The organism is Endozoicomonas sp. ALD068 (genome assembly GCF_049310145.1).
Classification (GTDB): domain Bacteria; phylum Pseudomonadota; class Gammaproteobacteria; order Pseudomonadales; family Endozoicomonadaceae; genus Endozoicomonas_A.
Map to the genome: position 1 here is coordinate 4,608,221 of NZ_JBLYNU010000004.1, position 22,336 is coordinate 4,630,556.

General features: G+C 45.9%; 10 protein-coding genes and 1 pseudogene. 8 read left to right on the forward strand and 3 right to left on the reverse strand.

What is annotated here, in order from left to right; genetic code table 11:
* Positions 1-8: 8 nt before the first annotated feature.
* The 3 genes from ACO6V5_RS16790 to xerC all read right to left on the reverse strand — a co-directional run bounded on the left by ACO6V5_RS16790 (position 9) and on the right by xerC (position 2,502).
* Positions 9-626 (reverse strand): hypothetical protein, encoded by a 618-nt coding sequence (locus ACO6V5_RS16790; protein ID WP_422136630.1) that lies wholly within the window; start codon positions 624-626, stop codon positions 9-11.
* Between the two features lie 155 nt (positions 627-781).
* Complete coding sequence (locus ACO6V5_RS16795) at positions 782-1,489, reverse strand: HAD family hydrolase (protein ID WP_422136629.1); 708 nt, start codon at positions 1,487-1,489, stop codon at positions 782-784.
* Positions 1,489-2,502, reverse strand: coding sequence for a tyrosine recombinase XerC (gene xerC, locus ACO6V5_RS16800; RefSeq protein ID WP_422136628.1), 1,014 nt, complete (start codon positions 2,500-2,502; stop codon positions 1,489-1,491). Before xerC ends, ACO6V5_RS16795 begins: the two co-directional genes overlap by 1 nt.
* Before the next feature lie 159 nt (positions 2,503-2,661).
* Here xerC and ACO6V5_RS16805 point away from each other — a divergent pair.
* The 8 genes and pseudogenes from ACO6V5_RS16805 to ACO6V5_RS16840 all read left to right on the forward strand — a co-directional run.
* Positions 2,662-2,799: pseudogene (locus tag ACO6V5_RS16805) on the forward strand (RING finger domain-containing protein); the annotation flags it as partial.
* Between the two features lie 3 nt (positions 2,800-2,802).
* Positions 2,803-3,234: a hypothetical protein gene (locus ACO6V5_RS16810; RefSeq protein WP_422137151.1), complete on the forward strand. Its 432-nt coding sequence runs from the start codon at positions 2,803-2,805 to the stop codon at positions 3,232-3,234.
* Positions 3,235-3,526: 292 nt separating this feature from the next.
* Positions 3,527-5,488, forward strand: a complete 1,962-nt coding sequence (locus ACO6V5_RS16815; RefSeq protein WP_422442134.1) for an RING finger and CHY zinc finger domain-containing protein — start codon at positions 3,527-3,529, stop codon at positions 5,486-5,488.
* A 239-nt stretch (positions 5,489-5,727) separates the two neighbouring features.
* The gene (locus ACO6V5_RS16820) at positions 5,728-8,592 is read left to right on the forward strand and encodes an RING finger domain-containing protein (RefSeq protein WP_422413519.1); all 2,865 of its coding nucleotides are present in this window, start codon (positions 5,728-5,730) and stop codon (positions 8,590-8,592) included.
* A gap of 171 nt (positions 8,593-8,763) precedes the next feature.
* On the forward strand, positions 8,764-12,114 hold the full coding sequence (locus ACO6V5_RS16825) for an RING finger domain-containing protein (protein WP_422413517.1): 3,351 nt from the start codon (positions 8,764-8,766) through the stop codon (positions 12,112-12,114).
* Between the two features lie 358 nt (positions 12,115-12,472).
* Complete coding sequence (locus ACO6V5_RS16830) at positions 12,473-15,763, forward strand: hypothetical protein (protein ID WP_422473584.1); 3,291 nt, start codon at positions 12,473-12,475, stop codon at positions 15,761-15,763.
* A 268-nt stretch (positions 15,764-16,031) separates the two neighbouring features.
* A complete protein-coding gene (locus ACO6V5_RS16835; protein WP_422492130.1) occupies positions 16,032-18,857 on the forward strand; it encodes a CHY zinc finger protein in 2,826 nt (941 codons plus the stop codon).
* Positions 18,858-19,391: 534 nt separating this feature from the next.
* Positions 19,392-22,247 (forward strand): CHY zinc finger protein, encoded by a 2,856-nt coding sequence (locus ACO6V5_RS16840; RefSeq protein WP_422492131.1) that lies wholly within the window; start codon positions 19,392-19,394, stop codon positions 22,245-22,247.
* Positions 22,248-22,336 lie beyond the last annotated feature (89 nt).

The window sequence follows — 22,336 nt, forward strand, 5'->3', positions numbered from 1 at the left end:
ATGCTGAATCACCGATGGGCAGAGGACGAACCGTTCTGAGGCCAACCGCTCTGCCTGTCAGGCCTCAAAAAAGTCAGTCGGATATCTTCGAGATGCGGTAGTTGCTTTATCTGCTCCATTGACTGACCCGGAAGTTTAACAGTTTTGAATTTGTCAAATCCCTTGCTATCTGGATTGTATTCTTCGTAGATAAATTCGTTAGCATCGACTTGTACAACTCTGGTAAGAGATAAACCTTGAGCTGGGTCTAAAATTTCTTTTCTGACTCTATGACGATCTAAATCAACGTTTTTGCTCTTAATATCAAGAATCATTTTTTCCTGTGAGTCTCTGGGAAAGAACCATAAACCACTGAAAGCTATTGCTTTACTACTGAGCATTGGCATTTCTACAACCACATCATATCTGCCGTATAATACATCCTCGCTAAAGCATTCACCACATCCTCTAATATTGAACAATGCCGACCCTCCAAACTGACAAGGTGGATGATAAGTTATATATCTATTAAAGGGTAAATTATCTCTGATAAGCCAAGTGCCTATTATCTGCTTTTCCACTTCATCGGCGTGTAAATAAGTAAAAGACAGAAGTAGTATTATGCAAGCTGCATAGTTAAGTTTCATTATCAGGTTCCTGGTATCCAAAAAAAATACAGTTCAGTGAAATATATATTAGGAATCCATAGATACCTGACAAAAAATTCCGAAGGACAGCACTGTCGTGCTGTCCATAAATTTGTGATAGATGGAATTAATTACCCGGTCAGTCAGGCGAAGACTTAATATTCTGGCTGAAGATCCTTGTCCAAAACCCTGAGCAGACCGGTTAGCGATCGTATCTCGTAATCAGGTCTGCGGTCGCCATTGAACGCCTTGTCAGCAGGATTAAACCAGACGGTTCCAATTCCCAGTGCTCCGGCACCAGCAACATCGGCTTTCAGGCAATCTCCCACATGAAGGGTCTCATCGGGAGTCACACCGGCACGCTCCATGGCTTTCAGGAACAGAGTCGGCTCTGGTTTCAGACTGTTGTAATCCTCTGCCTTGAGAGCAAAGTCAAAAAACTCACTGACCGACAATTTCCCAACATCGACATTGCCATTGGTGACCGCAGCCAGCGTATAGTCTGCTGACAGATGAGAAAGGACTGGCTGAACTTCGGGAAAACACTTCACATCATGACGCCACTCCATAAACTCCCGCATCAAGTCACCGGCAATTTCTTCCGCTCTTGATTCCGGGCAATCGCAGTCTTGCAGAATCTTCTGCAGAGAAAACCGGCGCAGTTCCGTAATCTGATATTTGAGCTGCGGATGATCCTCCAGGAGTTTGACCCGATACTCAAACACTTGCTTGGGGTTCATTCTATCGTGGGTTGCTGGCCAGTACTCACAGAGTTTTTTCCAGGCTTTCTGTTCTGCCCGAATCAGTACCGGCATGTTTTCCCAGAGCGTGTCATCCAGATCGAAAGTGATCAGCTTTATCATTATTTTTTCCTTTTGGGTTCTTTTATTGCTGAAGGCTCCTGATCTTCGGTAACTCTCTCTTCCCTATCAGACGGTTCATTAACAGAGGACGTCTTACTGACTCTCTGTGCTCTCGGATGAGCCTTATCATATACGTCGGCCAGATGTTGAAAATCAAGATGGGTATATATCTGGGTAGTGGCAATATCACTGTGCCCCAACAGCTCCTGAACCGCCCTGAGATCGCCACTGGACTCCAGCAGATGACTGGCGAAAGAGTGTCTCAGCAGGTGAGGATGCATACGCCCTGAGAGACCCCTGTCTCTGGATAGCTGACTCACACGGTTTTGCACCTGACGGGCACTGATACGATTACCCTGCTTTGAGAGAAACAGGGCCTGTGCATTTTTTTCCGGAAAAATAACTCTGACGGACAGCCATTTTTTTATAGCTTCACGCGCCTTTCGACCCACCGGCAGCCAGCGTTCTTTTTTGCCCTTGCCCAATACGATCACCTGCCTGTAATCATCCTGGAAACTATTGAGATTCAAGCCAACCAGTTCCGAGAGGCGCAGCCCCGAAGAATAGAACAGTTCCAGGATAGCCAGATCCCTGATCACTAATGGGTCATCATCCTCCTGATCAAGCAGCCTGGTGAGTTGATCGGCATCCATGGTGACAGGTAACTTTCTGCCCACCTTGGGTGCAGTGACTCTCTGGGCAGGGTTATCCGCAACCTTTCCCTGCCGGTTAAGGTAACGATAAAAACTGCGAACGGATGAAAGCAGGCGATGCAGACTCTTCTGCCCAAGGCCCTGGCCATGCAACTCTGCCAGCCATGTCCGGAGCTGACGTTCTTCAAGCTTTTGCCACTGAGTGATTCCAAGCACTTCGGCCTGCTTCAGTAATTTACCCAGATCTCTCTGATAGGCCGAGCAGGTGTGAACAGAGCTATTTTTTTCAAACTTCAGATAATCGAGAAAAGCATCAATATCCTGTTGCAGGAAACCCATGACAGAACCTTTGGTAAGCACATCTGTTCATCATTCACCAAGCCCTCTGTCCATGCAATATCGATAACGATGGTTCTTTTGCATTTTTGCGGGAAATATAGCTCGCGACCAACCTCCCGTTACCCGCAGGGAACCAAAACCAGATACAGGTGTCAAATGTTAAAACAGTGAGGTTTTCATATGAATGCTACCGAAGGTGTTAGATGTGCAATATGCCACGATTCAGTAGATTGCAGTCCCTTCAAACTAACATGCGGACATGCTTTTGGTAAATCGTGCGTACGGGTATGGATGGAAAGTTCTGACCAAAAGAACTGCCCGATGTGTAGAAAAGAATTAACTGATGACGAAATAACACAGATAAACGATCTCCCGTTATATGATCGAACTGTAAATGTTTTGAAAAAAGCTACCCCAATCTTTACCAAAACTGCTTCGTTTTATCTCAGGTTTTGCTGCATTTACGTTGCTGTTTCCGCAATTAAGTTAAAGTCTGAAGCTTTCTCAGTTTCATATATTACCAGTATTTTGAATCCTGCCGTGTCTATTCCAACAGGTGTTATCGGGGCTCTCGGGGCTGCTACTGGTGTCCCCAGAGTTTATTCAACTGCTGCTGGGGCTGCATTCGGGGCTAGTGTCATGGCTTTGGCTGTGTCTAATAATTCTTTCGTTAAAGCTTTCCCTGAACGGGTTATAGTAGGGGTCATTTCGGGGGCTTCAATAGCTTTTACATCATATAACAGTAGGAGGTGAGTTTCACTTTCATCCGCTTCGACCTTGCAGTGACTCGTGATTAAGGCAATGAACCGTACAATTATCCTGATTCGAGCGAGTGAGTGCGTTTAAGGCTCTGCGATTCACGGAAAGTACCCCGTCTGGCAATTCTGAAGTTCTTGTCTATTCTCTGTCTGTTCTACCAACATCAGTCAATAGCGTCCCTTTCTTTTTCCAGAGCAGAAAGTCAGCACAGATTGTTCCGGCGTTTTCCGTCAGACAAGAAGGGCCGGGTTGGTATTATTAACACCCGTTGTTTAGAAAGATTTGAATGCGTTTTTACCGTTTCTTCCTGGCATTTGTTCTTTTACTACTGGCTCTGGCGGTCCTGCCGTTGTGCTATTGTGCAACCATTATTGACCAAAACAATCACGATGGACACAGGGTTCGGATTGAAATCAATGATGATACAGATCTGCAGCGGGCGAGTCTGTGGCAAGTCAGTTTGCTGCTTCCGGAAGGCTTCAATAACCGAAAAAGCAGCCTTTGTTTTATGGCACCTGTGGTGCCAGCAGGTTCGAACAGTATCCCGCTATTGACCACGAACGACCCGGTTGACTATTGCTACCAGCTGACAGAGAAGCAAACACATGTCTTTCAGGATGTCTCAAAACATGCCTCTGAAAACGGCACACTGGTTCGTTTAAAACTCACGACGGAAGACAGACCAGAGTCGGCTTTTATCACCACCAATCAATCGCTGAAACCCCATACTACTTCTCATAGAGAGGGCTTAAAGGCAGGTAATGGTGGTGGAGAACCATCAGGCAAGGTATCAGATAAAGCTCCAAAGGACGAAAGTAACGACCACCAAAAAGAAAAAAAAGGTGAACCTGGAGATAAGGGGAGCGACTCACCGGGAGAAAGCAATTATGGCAGCGAAGAGGGTAATAACAGAAAAGACGGCAATGGAAAAGAAAGTGCAAAAAACACCTGGACTCAAGACCTTCAGCTAATTGCCAACCAACTCGTAGCCCTCATTGAAAGCGACGATCCCGATGCTGTTTTTATGCTAAGGCAAATACTGGATGAGCTGGACATGCCTCAGCGTTTGCAGGTTCTCGAAACAAAAAGCACAAACAGCTGTGGTAATACAGTCACGCCTCTTGAGGCAATATTGAAACTGCAGCGTTCTTTCTATGAGAACTCAACGCGCAACCGGTTTATCGAGCAGTTGATAGAAGCTACGAGCGACCAAACAAGGACTCTGGATGATTTTAACATTCTGTCTGAACTCCAACCGATCATTGCAACTGACCGGTCAATGCCCGAAGCAAACGACAATAACCTGATGATTTTGTATAAGATTGTTCAGGACTTCATCAACAGATTCAATCAATCTGACCAACAGCCATCAATAGGTCACTTTGAAAAATCTTGCTTTACTGAGTACTTCGTTCAATTACTCCTGCTTTATTCAAACCCAGTTGAATCCATTCGTGAGCTGTTAGGGAAAATGTCAGATTCAGTTATCAGACATGATATTATGAATTCTGCACAATCATTAACATTCTCCACTCCTTTTCACGCTATCCTTATACAACTTGAACAGCACCCATCGTTCCATGAATTAGAAGGCCTCTCAAATGAACTGATAAGGCAGGCGCCTGGTTCCCACTTACATAATGAGGAGGCAACCCCGTCGGGTGCAGAATTAACGACACGGGTTCAAAAAACCCGAGAGCGATTGTGCGAACATTACAACAGGCTCTGCCGTGTGAATTTTAAGTGCTGTGGTTTGTATTTCCCCTGCCACAAATGTCATAACGAGAGCGATAAATGCAAAGTGACAGATTGCAGGGCTGTTGATGCAACATGGCTTCTATGTTCTGTATGTGGATATGAAGGGACGATTACGGAGAACTCCCAGACATGTCCAAACTGTAACGAGCAAATGTCGCAATATTTCTGTGCAATATGCAAACACTTTACCGATACGGAAAAAGAACCATACCACTGCGATAAATGCGGCATTTGCCGAGTAGAAAAGGATGGAAGCTATCACTGTGATGTTTGCAATACCTGTTTACAAGACGTTCACAAATGCCGGGAAAACGCAGGCCACGATGACTGCGGCATCTGCATGGAAGATGTCTTCCGCGGTGGCAAAGTACTCCCCTGCTCCCACATAGTTCATCATGAGTGCGCCATTGCAATGATTCAAAACGAGATAAGAACCTGCCCTGTTTGCAGATACCCTCTATACAGTCCGTTGGATGAAAACAATAATTAACCGTCTGACCGGATTTAATAATCACCGTCGTGATCGCTTCATGTTTATAAGCAAGTAACCCATTTAGCAATTCAGAAATTCTTGTCTATTCTCTATTTGTTCTGCGAATAATAAGACCGGTCAATAATGTTCCTCTATTTTTCAATTGCAGAAAGTCAGCACAGATTGTCCTGACTTTTTCTATCAGACCAGAAAGTTGGTGCTGGTGTTATTAACACAAGTTATTTGGAAAGGTTTGAATGCATTTTTACCGTTTTTTCATGGCATTTGCACTTTTCTTAATGACTATGATGACTGTGCAGTTGTGCCATTCCTCCACCATCATTGAACGACACTATCCCGATGGGCGCAGAGCTCGGATTGAAATCAATAATGGCACAGATCCTCAGGGTATGAGTCAGTGGCGAATGAGTTTGCTGCTTCCGGAAGATTTCGATGACCAAAACAGCACCCTTTGCTTTAAGGCACCCGTGGTGTCAGCAGATTGGAACAGTATCGCACTATTGGTCAACAACCACTTGAGTAACTATTGCTATCAGCTGGTAATAGCCGCAAAGGAGCAAACATCCGTCTTCCAGGATGTCTCAAAACGTGCCTCTGAAAACAGCCTGCTTGTACGCTTGAAATCCAGGACGGCAGACAAACCGGAGTTGGCTTCTGTCGCCATCCACCAACTCCTGAGCGGCAAATCCCATGCTAACCCACTAACCCTTCTGGTTTACCCCGACAGGATGACTGACCCTGGGCTGGAAGTCGGCCAAACCCGAAATAGCACACTGACAATGACGGGAGACAGACTGGCTGGCAACGCAGATTTTTCCGGTGGCGGCAATGGAGGCTTCTTTTACTCGCCCCCTCCACCATGGGGAGGAGGTGGGAGACCATCAGGATTATTCGACATAGATCTGGTTGTCCTGAAACCCGTCAGCAACTGGCTAATGTCTAAGGGCAAGGACTCCAGCTCTTTTGAGAAACAGCCATACCCGGCGCGTTTGAAAATGACACGCGTTAACGCAGATGGCTCCTCCAGTGAAGCCGTTATACCCGTTGGCTGGCTTGACTTCCTGAGCACTGATCAACTGACCGATGTTAATTTCTGGAACACCCTCTTCCAGCGTGCCACCACTTCTTGCCCGGCCAGCGAAAGCCTTCAGTCGCAGCTTGGCTGTTTGAAGCGATTTCTTGAGTTCACTGTCTTGAAGACAGATCATGCTGGCGGCTTAAAGGCAGGTAATGGAGATGGAGAACCATCAGGCAAGGCAAATGATAAAGCACCAAAGGACGAAAATAACGACCATCAAAAAGAAAAAAAAGGTGAACCTGAAGATGAGAAGAGCCATTCAACCAAAGAAGGCAATGATGGCAGTGAAGAGGGTAATAACAGAAAAGACGACAACGGTAAAAAAAGTGCAAAAAACACCAGGACTCAAGATCTTCAGATAATTGCCAACCAACTCATAGCCCTCATTGCAAGCAACGATCCCGATGCCGTTTTTAAGCTGAGGCAAATACTGGATGAGCTGGACATGCCTCAGCGTTTGCAGGTGCTGGAAACAAAAGGCACAAACACCGAAGGCAACACTGCCACGCCTCTTGAGGCGATATTGGAACTGCAGCGTTCTTTCTATGAGAACTCAACGCGCAATCGGTTTATTGAGCAACTGATAGAAGCTACCAGCGAGCAAACAAGGACTTTGGATGATTTTAACATTCTGTCTGAACTCCAACCGATCATTTCACCTCACCAGACATTGCCCGAAGCTGTCAACAACAACCTGACGATTTTGTACAAGATTGTTCTGGATATAATCCACAGGGTCAATCAATCTGGCCAGCAGCCGCCCTTAGGACAATTTGAAAAATGTTGCTTTACCGAGTACCTGGTTCATTTGTTACTGTTCTATTCAAACCCAATTCAATCGATTCGTGACCTGTTAGAGAAAATACCAGACTCAGTCATGATCTGTGATATTATGTTTTTTGCAAAATCACTGACATTCTCCATCTCTTTTCGCAACGCTTTTTTACGACTTAAACAGCACCCATCGCGCGATGAATTAGAACGCCTTTCAAATGGGTTGATGTGGCGGGCGCTTACTGCTAACTCGCAACAAGTGCTTTCTATAAAGCCTGTAATCAATCACAGTGGTAATGGCTACTTACAGCAAGGAGCCAGCCCAAAACATCCCGCCCTTGCTGATGAGCAAAATCCCTCTTCCCAAAAGCGATTACAGACAAGACGTGCACATGATAATCATCAGACCAATGGGGCACAGGAACGATCCGATTTGGAAGTGTCGAGGAGAAATCAAAACGTCTTAAGTCCATATCCGATCAATGATTCCCATCTCGTCGAGCTGAAAAGACACGCTGATGAAAAAAGAGAGAAAAAAAGACAATGGATAAGACAGATAGAAAGACAACAGAAGGCAGCGGCCAGCCCGGCGATGCAGAGTAATGGCAAAGAGTGTTCTGCTTCTAACCAGCAGTCGAGCAACCATAATGAGGAGACAAACCCACCGAACGGGCAGCTAAAGACATCTGTGCAAGAAAACCGAAAGCCTTTGTGCGGTCATTACCATAGGTTATGCCGTGTAAACTTTGGTTGCTGTGCCGGGTATTTCCCCTGCCACACCTGCCATAACATGAGTGATTATTGCGAGGTTAAAGATTGCCGGGCTGATAAAGCAATAAAGCTAAAGTGTTCTATCTGTAACTACGAGGGGGACATTACGGAAGACTCCCAGACGTGCCCGGGATGCGACCAGCTGATGTCGGACTATTTCTGTGCAAAATGCAAACACTTCACCAATTTAGAAAAAAAACCGTTCCACTGTGATAAATGCGGCATTTGCCGAAAATTCAAGGATAAGTGCTTTCACTGTGATGTTTGTAATGTCTGCCTGGATAAAAGGTATCAAGACAATCACAAATGCCGGAAAAACTCAGGCCACGACGAGTGCTGCATCTGCCTGGAAGATGCCTTCTCCGGCTGCGTGATACTGCATTGCTCCCACAAAGTACATCGTGATTGCGGCGATGCAATGATTAAAAGTGGGATAACAACCTGCCCTCTTTGCAGACGCTCTCTGTACAAACCGTAATCCATATAGCAATTCTGACACACTTGACTATTCTCTGTTTCTACTACAAATAACGGGATTGACCAATGATGTTCCTTTATTTTTCAGAGCAGAACTGTTTTTGCCCATTCTGTCTATCAGATAAAGAGAACAAGTCGCAATTATTGACACAAGTTCTGTAGTGCAATTTGTATGCATTTTTACCGCCTGTTCACAGCATTTGTTCTTTCACTGCTGGCTATGGCGGTCGTGCCTTTATGCTATTGCTTAACCATCATTGACCGACACAATCCCAATGACAGGGTTCGGATTGAGATCAATGAGGGAACAGATTCTCAGGGTGTGAGTCAGTGGCAATTGAGTTTGCTGCTTCCGAAAGGCTTCAATGACCGAAAAAGCATCCTCTGCTTTAAAGCACCTGTGGTGCCAGCAGATTCGAGCAGTATCGCACTATTGGTCACGACCGACTTGAGTGACTATTGCTATCAGATAGTCATAGTGACAGGGGAGCAAACACGCGTCTTCCATGGTATCTCAAAACGGGCCTCTGAAAGCGGCACACGGGTTCGCTTAAAATCAACGACAGCAAACAGACCAGAGTTGACTTCTGTCACCAGCAATCAACCCGTCAAACCCCATACAGCTCCTCTTACCCTTCTAATCTATTCCGACAACATCACGGAAAGTGTGCTGGAAACAAGACAAACCCGAAATAACACACTGGCAATGACAGGTGACAAGCTCGCTGGCAACACAGATTTTTCCGCTGGCGGTGATGAAGGCTTCTCCTATTCACCGCCTCCACCATGGGGAGGAGATGGGAGGCCATCGGGATTATTCGACATAGACCTGGTTATCCTGAAACCCGTCATCAACTGGCTGATGTCCATGGGAAAGGATTCCAGCTCATTTGAGGAACAGCCATCTCCGGCGCGTCTGAAAATGACACGCATCAATGCAGATGGTTCTTCCAGTGATGCCGTTATAACCTTGGGTTGGCTTGACTTTCTGGACATTGAACAACTGACCGATGTTAATTTCTGGAACACCCTCTTCCAGCGTGCCGCCACTTCTTGCCCGGACAGCGAAAGCCTTCAGTGGCAGCTTGGCTGTTTGAAGCGATTTCTTGAGTACACTGCCTTGAAGACAGATCATGCTGGTGGCTTAAAGGCAGGTAATGGGGATGGAAAACCATCAGGTAAGGCATCCGATAAAGCATCAAAGGAAGAAAATAACGACCATCAAAAAGAGAAAAAAGGTGAACCTGAAGATCAGCAGAACAATTCACCGGGAGAAAGCAATCATGGCAGTGAAGAGGGTAATAACAGAAAAGACGACAATGGAAAAGAAAGTGCAAGAAACGCCAGGATTCAAGACCTTCAGGTAATTGCGAACCAACTCGTTGCCCTCATTGAAAGCGACGATCCCGATGCCGTTTTTAAGCTGAGGCAAATACTGGATGAGCTGGACATGCCTCAGCGTTTGCAGGTTATCGAAACAAAAAGCACAAACACCAGTGGAAATACTGCCACGCCTCTTGAGGCAATATTGAAACTACAGCGTTCTTTCTATGAAAACTCAACGCGCAACCGGTTTATCGAGCAGCTAATCGAAGCTACGAGCGTTCAAACAAGGACTTTGGATACTGTCAACATTCTGTCTGAACGCCAACCAATGATTCCACCTGACCGGTCAATGCCCGAAGCTGGTGACAATAACCTGATGATTTTGTATAAGATTGTTCAGGACATCATCAACAGGTTCAATCAATCTGTCCAACAGCCATCATTAGGACACTTTGAAAAATCTTGCTTGACTGAGTACTTCGTTCAATTACTCCTGCTCTATTCAAACCCACTTGAATCCATTCGTGAACTGTTGGAGAAAATATCAGATTCAGTGATAAGACGCGATATTATGATTTTTGCACAATCATTTACATTCTCCATCCCTTTTCGAGAAACCCTGATACAACTTGAACAGCACCCATCGTTCCATGAGTTAGAACGCCTCTCAAATGAACTGATGAGGCAGGCGCCCGCTTCCCGCATACTGCAAGAGCCCCCACTACTGGTGTCTTCAGTAGAGCCTGTAATCAGTAACCATGATAATACCAATGGCAGAGCCACAAACAACTCAAACAGATTCGCACACTACACCCAGCAAGTTAACAGCTACCGAAGTGACTCCGGGTCTACCGGCAGTTCCCCCGTCGTCTTGCCAGCCGATAGATACATACAGCAAGGGGCCAGGCCAAAGCTGTCTGACCCTGGTGATCAGCAAAATCCCTCTTCCCAAAAGCGATTTCAGACAGGGCCTTCTCATGGTAATCATCTCACCAACGGAGCACACAACCGATCCGATTTGGAGGCGTCTGGAATAAATCAAAACTTCTCAACTAAACATTCGACCGATGACTCCCTTCTCGTTGAGCTGAAAGGCCGCGCTCAGGAAAAAAAAGAGAAAAAAAGACAACAGACTAAAGAGTTAACTGAACAGGCTCAAGAATTACCAATAGAGAAGCAGTCTTTAACTGCAGAAGTTCAAGCGTTAAAAACAGTGATTCAGGAGCTAACTAAGTTAAAAACAATGATTCAGGAGCTAACTAAGGAGACTCAAGGATTAAGACTAGAGAATCAGGTGTTGGTTGCGATGAATGAAAACCTGATTACAAAAAATCAGGAGCTATACAAGTCTATGGACAAATCAAATACTGAAGCGCTGCATTTGAAGGAACAAATCAAAAAGTTGCACGTTGATCTCAGAAGACAACAAGAATTAGTAGACCATTTGATCCATCGATCAGATTATCAGACGGCATCGGCCAATCAGAGGGTACAAACCAATAATCTTGCGATGAACAGCAATGGCACAGTGTTTTTAGCTCCTTTCCATCCGTTGAACACCTACAATGAGAAAGCAAGCCCGCCGAAAGAGCAGTTAAAGACATCTGCACAAGAACAACGAAAGCCATTGTGCAAAGATTACCGCAGGCTCTGCTATGTAAAATTTGAGTGCTGTCAATGGTACTTCCCTTGCCATAAATGTCATAACAAAAGTGATCGATGCGAAGTTACCTCTCGAAAAGCTCTTCACACGACACTGCTTTTATGCTCTGTGTGTGGATTCAATGGGGATATTACGGAAGACTCCCAGACATGCCCGGGATGCAACGAACTAATGTCGGAGTATTTCTGTGCACAATGCAAACACTTCACCGATTTAGAAAAAAAACCATACCACTGCGATAAATGCGGAATTTGTCGAACATCTAAGGATAATGCCTTTCACTGTGATGTTTGTAATGTCTGCATGAATACAAGACTTCAAGACAGTCACAAATGCCGGGAAAACTCGAGCCACGATGAGTGCTGCATCTGCCTGGAAGATACCTTCTCCGGCGGCAGGATAATGCCTTGCAGTCACAAAGTACATCGTGAGTGCGGCGCTGCAATGTTTATAAACGGGATAAGAACCTGTCCTATTTGCAGACACCCTTTAGACGCCTGGTTTGATGAAACAATCATTAAACCATCTGACTGAATTTAATAGTCGCTACCAGCGACCGCGTCTGACTTGCATAGGGAGTTAGAACGTTCGATTGGTATAAAATGAGTTTTTAAAAATAGCAGCACCGTACTGCTACCACAGCCCGGTATCAGGCCCTGCAAGACACTTTCAGGTTGATAATGCCGAAGACTCTGATGCACATAACGAGTCACTCAAATAGCAATTCAGGAATTCTTGTCTACTCTCTGTACGTCTTACGGATAATAAAGCCGGTCAATAATGTTTCTTTATTTTTCCAGGGCAGAAAGTCAGCCCGGATTGTCCTGGCGTTTTCTGTCAGACAGGAAGGGCGGGTTGATATTAATCACACACTTAGTGCAGAAAGATTTGAATGCATTCTTACCGTTTATTCATAACATTTGTTCTTTTCCTGACGACTATGTTGGTTGTCACCTTGTGCTATTCCTCAACCATCATTGACCGACATAACCCCGGTGGGCAAAAGGTTCGGATTGAAATCAATGACGCCACAGACCCTCAGGCTGTCAATGAGTGGCAAGTGAGTTTGCTGCTTCCGGACAGTTTCAACAATCGAAACAGCACCCTCTGCTTTAAGACACCTGTCGTGTCAGCAAATCCGAACAATATTGCTATATTGATGACAAACGACCAGAGCAACTATTGCTACCAACTGTTGATACTGACAAAAGAGCAAACACCCGACTTCCAACATCTCTCTCAACAGGCCTCTAAAAATGGCACACTTATTCGCTTGAAATCCACGACGGCAGACAGACCAGAATTAACTTCTGTCACCACCAATCAACTCCTTAACGGCAAACCCCATACGACCCCATTAACCCTTTTGGTTTATTCCGACAACACGACCGGCAGTGAACTGGAAACCGGCCAAATCCGGAATAACACAGTGACATTGACAGGCGGCAAGCTCACTGGCATCGCTGATTTTCCCGGTGGCGGCAACGGTGGTTTCTTCTATTCACTCCCACCCCCACCTTGGGGAGGTGGCGGGGGGAGACCATCGGGATTATTTGAAATAGATCTGGTTATCCTGAAACCCGTCATCACCTGGCTGATGTCCATAGGCAAGGATTCTATTTCGTTTGAGGAGCAACCCACCCCGGCACATCTGAAAATGACACGGGTTAATGCCGATGGCTCTTCCAGCGAAGCCGCTATACCTGTTGGCTGGCTTGACTTCCTCAATATTGAACAACTGAACGATGTTGATTTCTGGAACACCCTCCTCCAACAGGCCGCCACTTCCTGCCCCGCCAGCGAAAGTCTCCAACGACAGCTTGGCTGTTTCAAACGATTTCTTGAGCGTAGTGCCTTGCAGACAAATCATGGCGGTGGCCTGATGGCAGCTAATGAGGAGGGGCAACCCTCTGGTAGCGCACCCAATTCGGGGCCAAAGGACGAAAATAACGATCACCAAAAAGAGAAAAAAGAAGAACCTGAAAATCAGGACAACCAGTCACCGGGAGAAGGCCATGATGGCAGCGGGAATGGCAATAACAGAAAAGACGACGATGGCGAAGAGAGTGGAAAAAATGCTACCGCTGAAGACCTTCAGGTACTTGCGAACCGGCTTGTTGCCATCATTGAAAGTAAATACCCCGGAGCAGTTTTTAGACTGAGACAAATACTGAATGAGCTGGACATGCCTCAGCGTTTGCGGGTTCTGGAAACAAAAAGTACCAACACCGCAGATACTGTCACTCCTCTTGAAGCGATACTGAAACTGCAACGTTCTTGCAACGAGAATTCATCGCGCAACCTGTTTATCGAACAGCTGATAAAGGCCACTTGCAATACAAAAAAGAATTTGAGTAAATTCAACATTCTATCTACACTCCGACCGGCCATTCCACCTGATCAGGCAGTGCTCGCAGCAGGCGACAACAACCTGTTGATTTTGAATAAAATTGTTCTGGACATAATCCACAAAGCCAATCAATCTGACCAACAGCCACCTGTGGGACAATTTGAAAAGTGTTGCTTTGTTGAGTTCTTCGCTCAATTGTTCCTGATTTATTCAAACCCGGTTGAACTGATTCGTAATCTGTTGGGGAAAATATCAGATTTAGCTTTAAGGTATGATGTTATGATTAATCCACAATCATTGACATTTCCCGCCTGTTTTTTATATAACTTCACGCAATTTCACCAACACCCATCCTTTCCTGAATTAAAGCGCCTCTTAAATGAGCTGATGAGGCAGGCACAAAACTCCCACTTACAACAAGTGCCTTCTATAGAGCCTTTCATCAGTAACAGCGATACTACCGCTAACGAAACAATTGCCAGCAGTGGAGATACAAGTACCATCCAGCGAGCTGTCTGCAACCAGAGAGCCTCTGGCTTTACCGGCAGCTCCCCTTGCTTACTGGCTGGTAGAAACCCAAAGCTGGAAGCAAGTTCAAATCAGCCTGCCCTTGTTCATCAGCAAAATGACGCTTCCCGGGAGCGATTACAAGCAGGACCTTCATCTGGTGATCTTCAAGCCACCGGGACACAGGAACGATCCGATTTGGCAGTGTTGAGGACAAATCAAAACCACTTAAGTAACCTCCTGATCGATGGACCCCTTCTCGAAGAGCTGGCAAAACACGCTCTGAAAAGACGGGTGAAAAAAAGACAACAGTTAAAACAGCTAGAAAGACAAATGAAAGCAAGGCGACAGATGTTGCCGGTCAGCTCTCCGTTGCCAAGTCATGTTCTCGCCGAGCTGGAAAGACACGCTGAGGCAAAACAAGAGCAAAAAAGACAACAGTTAAAACAGCTGGAAAGACAAATGATAGCAAGGCGACAGATGTTGCCGGTCAGCTCTCCGTTGCCAAGTCATGTTCTCGCCGAGCTGGAAAGACACGCTGAGGCAAAACAAGAGCAAAAAAGACAACAGTTAAAACAGCTGGAAAGACAAATGATAGCAAGGCTACAGATGATGGCGACCAACCCGACGTTGCAAAGCAATGGCGCAGAGCATTCTGCTTCTTTCCAGAAGTCGAGCACCCATAATGAGGAGGCAAACCCGTCGAATGAGCAGTTAAGGACGCCTTTGGAAAAAAAACAAAGGCAACTGTGCATTCATAGCCGTAGGTTATGTCGCGTAAACTTTGGGTGCTGTGAAGGTTATTTCCCATGCAACAAATGTCATAACGATAGTAAGAAATGCGACCTTACTGATCGTAAGGTTATTCATGCAATAAGGCTTCAATGTTCTCTATGTAACTATGAGGGGGATATTACGGAAGACTCCCAGACATGCCCGGGATGCAACGAACTAATGTCCGACTATTTCTGTGCACAATGCAAACACTTCACCGATTTAGAAAAAAAACCATACCACTGCGATAAATGCGGAATTTGCCGAACAGAAAAGGAGAAGTCCTTTCACTGTGATGTTTGCAATTTCTGTATGGATAAAAGTGCACAAGGCAATCACCGATGTCGGCCAGATTCAGGCCATGATGAGTGCTGCATCTGCCTGGAAGATGTTTTCCACAATTCCGTGATATTGCCCTGCACTCACAAAGTTCACCAGGATTGCGCTACGGTGATGATTACGAACAAGATAAGAACCTGCCCTGTTTGCAGATACCCTCTATCCGCTCAGTTAATTGACAGGATTTTGACCGTAATCAATAGTCGCCGCTAGCAGCCTGACCGGTACCACAACCCGGTATCAGGCTCTGCAGGATACTTTCAGGTTGATGCTGCCGAAAGCGTTGTGGCACAGAGCAATTTACCCACATAGCAATTCAGAAATTCTTGGCTATTCTCTGTTTCTACTTCGGATAACAAGAACAACCAATGGTGTTCCTTATTTTTCCATAGCGGAAAGTCAGCACAGACTGTTCTCACACACTTCATCAGGCAAAGAGGGCCGATTGGAATTGTTGTACCAGTTATATAGCGAGATTTGAATGCTTTTTTTACGCTTATTCATAGCATTTGTTCTTCCTCTACTGGCTATGGCGGTGGTGCCTTTTTGCTATTCCTCAACCATCATTCATCGACATAATCCCGGTGGGCACAAGGTTCGGATTGAAATCAATCACGGCACAGCCCCTCAGGCTGTCAGTCAGTGGCAAGTGAGTTTGCTGCTTCCGGACAGTTTCAACAATCGAAACAGCACCTTTTGCTTTAAGACACCCGTGGTGTCAGCAGATTCCAACAGTATTGCGATATTGTTGACGAACGACCAGAGCAACTATTGCTACCAACTGTTGCTAATGACAAAAGAGCAAATACCCGGCTTCCAACACCTCTCTCAACAGGCCTCTGAAAATGGCACACTTATTCGCTTGAAATCCACGACGGCAGACAGACCAGAATTAACTTCTGTCACTACCGATCAACTCCTTAACGACAATCCCCATACGACCCCATTAACCCTTTTGGTCTATTCCGACAACACGACCGGCAGTGAACTGGAAACCGGCCAAACCCGGAATAACACAGTGACATTGACAGGCAACAAGCTCACTGGCATCGACGATTTTCCCGGTAGCGGGAATGGTGGCTTCTTCTATTTACTCCCACCCCCACCCTGGGGAGGTGGCGGGGGGAGACCATCGGGATTATTTGAAATAGATCTGGTTATCCTGAAGCCCGTCATCAACTGGCTGATGTCCATTGGTAAAGATTCTATTTCGTTTCAAGAGCAACACTCCCCGGCACGTCTGAAAATGACACGGGTTAATGCCGATGGCTCTTCCAGCGAAGCCGCTATACCTGTTGGCTGGCTTGACTTCCTCAATATTGAACAACTGAACGATGTTGATTTCTGGAACACCCTCCTCCAGCAGGCCGCTACTTCCTGCCCCGTTAGCGAAAGCCTCCAATGGCAGCTTGGCTGTTGCAAACGATTTCTTGAGCGTAGTGCCTTGCAGACAAATCATGGCGGTGGCCTGATGGCAGCGAATGGGGAGGCACAACCCTCTGGTAGCGCACCCAATTCGGGGCCAAAGGACGAAAATAACGATCACCAAAAAGAGAAAAAAGAAGAACCTGAAAATCAGGAGAACCAGTCACCGGGAGAAGGCCATGATGGCAGCGGAAATGGCAACAACAGAAAAGACGACGATGGCGAAGAGAGTGAAAAAAAAACTACCACTGAAGACCTTCAGGTACTTGCGAACCGGCTTGTTGCCATCATTGAAAGTCAAGATCCCGGAGCAGTTTTTAAGCTCAGGCAAATACTGAATGAACTGGACATGCCACAGCGTTTGCGGGTTCTGGAAACAAAAAGCATCAACACCGAGGATACTGTCACTCCTCTTGAAGCCGTACTGAAACTGCAGCGTTCTTGCAACGAGAATTCACTGCGCAACCTTTTTATCGAGCAACTGATAGAGGCCACAAGCAATACAAAACATAATTTGAATAACCTTCACACTCTGTCTCTGCTTCGACCAATCATTCCACCTGACCGGGCAATGCCCGAAGAGGGCGACAACAACCTGTTGATTTTGTATAAGATTGCTCTGGACATAATCCACAAGGTCAATCAATCTGACACAGAGCCACCTATGAGTCAGTTTGAAAGATGTTGCTTTACTGAGTACTTTGCACAATTGTTCCTGGCCTATTCAAACCCGGTTGAACTGATTCGTAATCTGTTGGGGAAAATATCAGATTTGTGCTTAAGGCGTGTTGTTCTGATTAATCCACAATCATTGACATTTCCCAACCGCTTTTTAAATACCTTTATACAATTTCACCAACACCCATCGATTTCTGAATCAGAACGCCTCTCAGATGAGCTGATGGGTTATGCAAAAAATTCTCACTTACAACAGGTGCCTTCTGTAGAGCCTGTCATCGATAACAGCGATACTCTCTCTGACGAAACACTTGTCAGCAATAAAGATCCAGGTACCACCCACCAGCAAGCTGATAGCCACCAAAGAGCCTCTGGCTCTTCCGGAAGTTCCCCTTGCATACTGACTGATAGATACCCAGAGCCAGAGGCAGAGCCAGAGGCAGAGGCAGAGTCAGATCAGCCTGCACTTGCCTATCAGCAAAATAACGCTTCCCAAGAGCGATTACAGGCAGGACCTTCATCCGGTGATGATCAAACCACTAGTGCACAAGACCGATCTGCTTCTGATCAGCAGTCAAGTACCCATAATGAGGAGACAAACCCGTCGAACGAGCAATTAAAGACACCTGTGCAAGAGCGAATGCCATTGTGCAATCATTCCCATAGGTTTTGTCGTGTAAACTTTGGGTGTTGCGAAGGGTATTTCCCCTGCCCTAGATGTCATAACAATAGTAAGAAATGCGACCTTACAGATCGTAAGGATTTTCATGCAAAAAGGCTTCAATGTTCTCTATGTAACTATGAGGGGGATATTACGGAAGACTCCCAGACATGCCCGGGATGCAACGAACTAATGTCGGAGTATTTCTGTGCACAATGCAAACACTTCACCGATTTAGAAAAAAAACCATACCACTGCGATAAATGTGGAATTTGCCGAACATTTAAGGATAGGGCCTTTCACTGTGATGTTTGTGATATCTGCCTGAATACAAGGTTTCAAGACAATCACAAATGCCGAGAAAACTCAAGCCACGATGAGTGCTGTATCTGCCTGGAAGATACCTTCCACGGCTGCAAGATAATGCCTTGCTACCACAAAGTACATGGTGAGTGCAGCACTGCAATGCTTAAAAACGGGATAAGAACCTGCCCTATTTGCAGAAACCCTACAGACGCCTGGTTTGTTGGAAACAATCATTAAACCATCTGACTGAATTTAATAGTCGCTACCGGTGACCGCGTCTGACTTACATAGGGAGTTAAGTACCTAACCAGTTGGTTTCGCCTATTCTGGACGGCGGCTTTTTCCATCCTTCTGCGTTCCAACTCTGGTTGCGTAGCTAAGGCTACGCGCCCGTCGTTGCGCCTTGAAGGATGAAAAAATCCACTCGCCAGAATATGCGAAACCAACTGGCCAGGTACTTAGAACGTTCGATTGGTATAAAATGAGTTTTTAAAAATAGCAGCTCCATACTGCTACCACAGCCCGGTATCAAGTCCTGCAAGTCACTTTCAGGTTGATACTGACGAAGGCTCTGTTGCACAAAACAAGTAACACAAATAGCAATTCGGAAATTCTTGTCTACTCTCTGTTTGTCCTACGGATAATAAAACCGGTCAATAATGTTCCTTTATTTTTCCAAAGCAGAAAGTCGGCACAGATTGTCCTGGCGTTTTCTGTCAGACAGGGAAGGCGGGTTGGTATTAATAACACATTTAGTGCAGAAAGATTTGAATGCATTCTTACCGTTTATTCATAACATTTGTTCTTTTCCTGATGACTATGTTGGTTGTGACCTTGTGCTACTCCTCAACCATCATTGACCGACATAATCCCGGTGGGCAAAAGGTTCGGATTGAAATCAATCACGGCACAGCCCCTCAGGCTGTCAGTCAGTGGCAAGTGAGTTTGCTGCTTCCGGACAGTTTCAACAATCGAAACAGCACCTTTTGCTTTAAGACACCCGTGGTGTCAGCAGATTCCAACAGTATTGCGATATTGTTGACGAACGACCAGAGCAACTATTGCTACCAACTGTTGCTAATGACAAAAGAGCAAATACCCGGCTTCCAACACCTCTCTCAACAGGCCTCTGAAAATGGCACACTTATTCGCTTGAAATCCACGACGGCAGACAGACCAGAATTAACTTCTGTCACTACCGATCAACTCCTTAACGACAATCCCCATACGACCCCATTAACCCTTTTGGTCTATTCCGACAACACGACCGGCAGTGAACTGGAAACCGGCCAAACCCGGAATAACACAGTGACATTGACAGGCAACAAGCTCACTGGCATCGACGATTTTCCCGGTAGCGGGAATGGTGGCTTCTTCTATTTACTCCCACCCCCACCTTGGGGAGGTGGCGGGGGGAGACCATCGGGATTATTTGAAATAGATCTGGTTATCCTGAAGCCCGTCATCAACTGGCTGATGTCCATTGGTAAAGATTCTATTTCGTTTCAAGAGCAACACTCCCCGGCACGTCTGAAAATGACACGGGTTAATGCCGATGGCTCTTCCAGCGAAGCCGCTATACCTGTTGGCTGGCTTGACTTCCTCAATATTGAACAACTGAACGATGTTGATTTCTGGAACACCCTCCTCCAGCAGGCCGCTACTTCCTGCCCCGTTAGCGAAAGCCTCCAATGGCAGCTTGGCTGTTGCAAACGATTTCTTGAGCGTAGTGCCTTGCAGACAAATCATGGCGGTGGCCTGATGGCAGCGAATGGGGAGGCACAACCCTCTGGTAGCGCACCCAATTCGGGGCCAAAGGACGAAAATAACGATCACCAAAAAGAGAAAAAAGAAGAACCTGAAAATCAGGAGAACCAGTCACCGGGAGAAGGCCATGATGGCAGCGGAAATGGCAACAACAGAAAAGACGACGATGGCGAAGAGAGTGAAAAAAAAACTACCACTGAAGACCTTCAGGTACTTGCGAACCGGCTTGTTGCCATCATTGAAAGTCAAGATCCCGGAGCAGTTTTTAAGCTCAGGCAAATACTGAATGAACTGGACATGCCACAGCGTTTGCGGGTTCTGGAAACAAAAAGCATCAACACCGAGGATACTGTCACTCCTCTTGAAGCCGTACTGAAACTGCAGCGTTCTTGCAACGAGAATTCACTGCGCAACCTTTTTATCGAGCAGCTGATAAAGGCAACATGCAATACAAAACAGTATTTGAATAACCTTCACACTCTGTCTCTACTTCGACCAATCATTCCACCTGACCGGGCAATGCCCGAAGAGGGCAACAACAACCTGTTGATGTTGTATAAGATTGCTCTGGACATAATCCACAAGGTCAATCAATCTGACACAGAGCCACCTATGAGTCAGTTTGAAAGATGTTGCTTTGCTGAGTACTTCGCTCAATTGTTCCTTATCTACTCAAACCCGGTTGAACTGATTCGTAATCTGTTGGGGAAAATATCAGATTTGCCCACAAGGCATGTTCTTATGATTAATCCACAATCATTGACATTTCCCAACCGCTTTTTAAATACCTTTATACAATTTCACCAACACCCATCGATTTCTGAATTAGAACGCCTCTCAGATGAGCTGATGGGTTATGCAAAAAATCCCCACTTACAACAAGTGCCTTCTATAGAGCCTGTCACCGGTAAAAGCGATAATATCTCTGACGAAACAATTGTCAGCAATAAAGATACAAGTACCATCCACCAGCAAGCTGATATTAACAAAAGAGCTTCTGGCTCTTCCGGCAGTTCCCATTGCATAGTGACTGGTAGATACTCAGAGCTGGAGGCAGAGCCAAATCAGCCTGCCCTTGCCTATCAGCAAAATAACGTTTCCCAAGAGCGATTACAGGCAGGACCCTCATCTGTTGATCCAAGACCAGGGAGAGAAAAACAACAGTGGGTAGCGGCCAGCCCGGCGATGCAAAGCAATGGCGCAGAGCGTTCTGCTTCTGACCAGCAGTCGAGTGCCCATAATGAGGAGGCAAACCCGTCAAACGAGCAGTTAAAGACACCTGTGCGAAAAGAACGAATGCCATTGTGCAATCATTACCATAGGTTATGTCGTGTAAACTTTGGGTGCTGTGAAGGGTATTTTCCCTGCTATAGATGTCATAACAAAAGTAAGAAATGCGACCTTACAGATCGTCAGGCTTTTCAAGCAAAAAGGCTTCAATGTTCTCTCTGTAACTATGAGGGGGATATTACGGAAGACTCCCAGGCGTGCCCGGGATGCAACGAACTAATGTCGGAGTATTTCTGCGCACAATGCAAAGAATTCGACAATATGGAACTAAAACCATTCCACTGCCATAAATGCGGAATTTGCCGAATAAACAAGGATGAGTCCTTTCACTGTGATGTTTGTAATATCTGCCTTTATGTAAGGTATCAAAGTAATCACGAATGCCGGGAAAACTCAGGCCACGATAAGTGCTGCATCTGCCTGAAAGATTCCTTCGACGGCTGCTTGATAATGTACTGCTCTCACAAAGTACATGATGATTGCTACGCTGCAATGCTCCGTAAAGGGATAAGAACCTGCCCTGTTTGCAGACAATCTCTATACGTTCCGCCGGTTGAAAGAAATAATTAACCATCTGGCTCGATTTAATAGTCGCCGCCAGTGACCGCTTCAGTATTGCAACACGGGAAGAGGACAAGGCTCTGTGGCACAAAGCAATT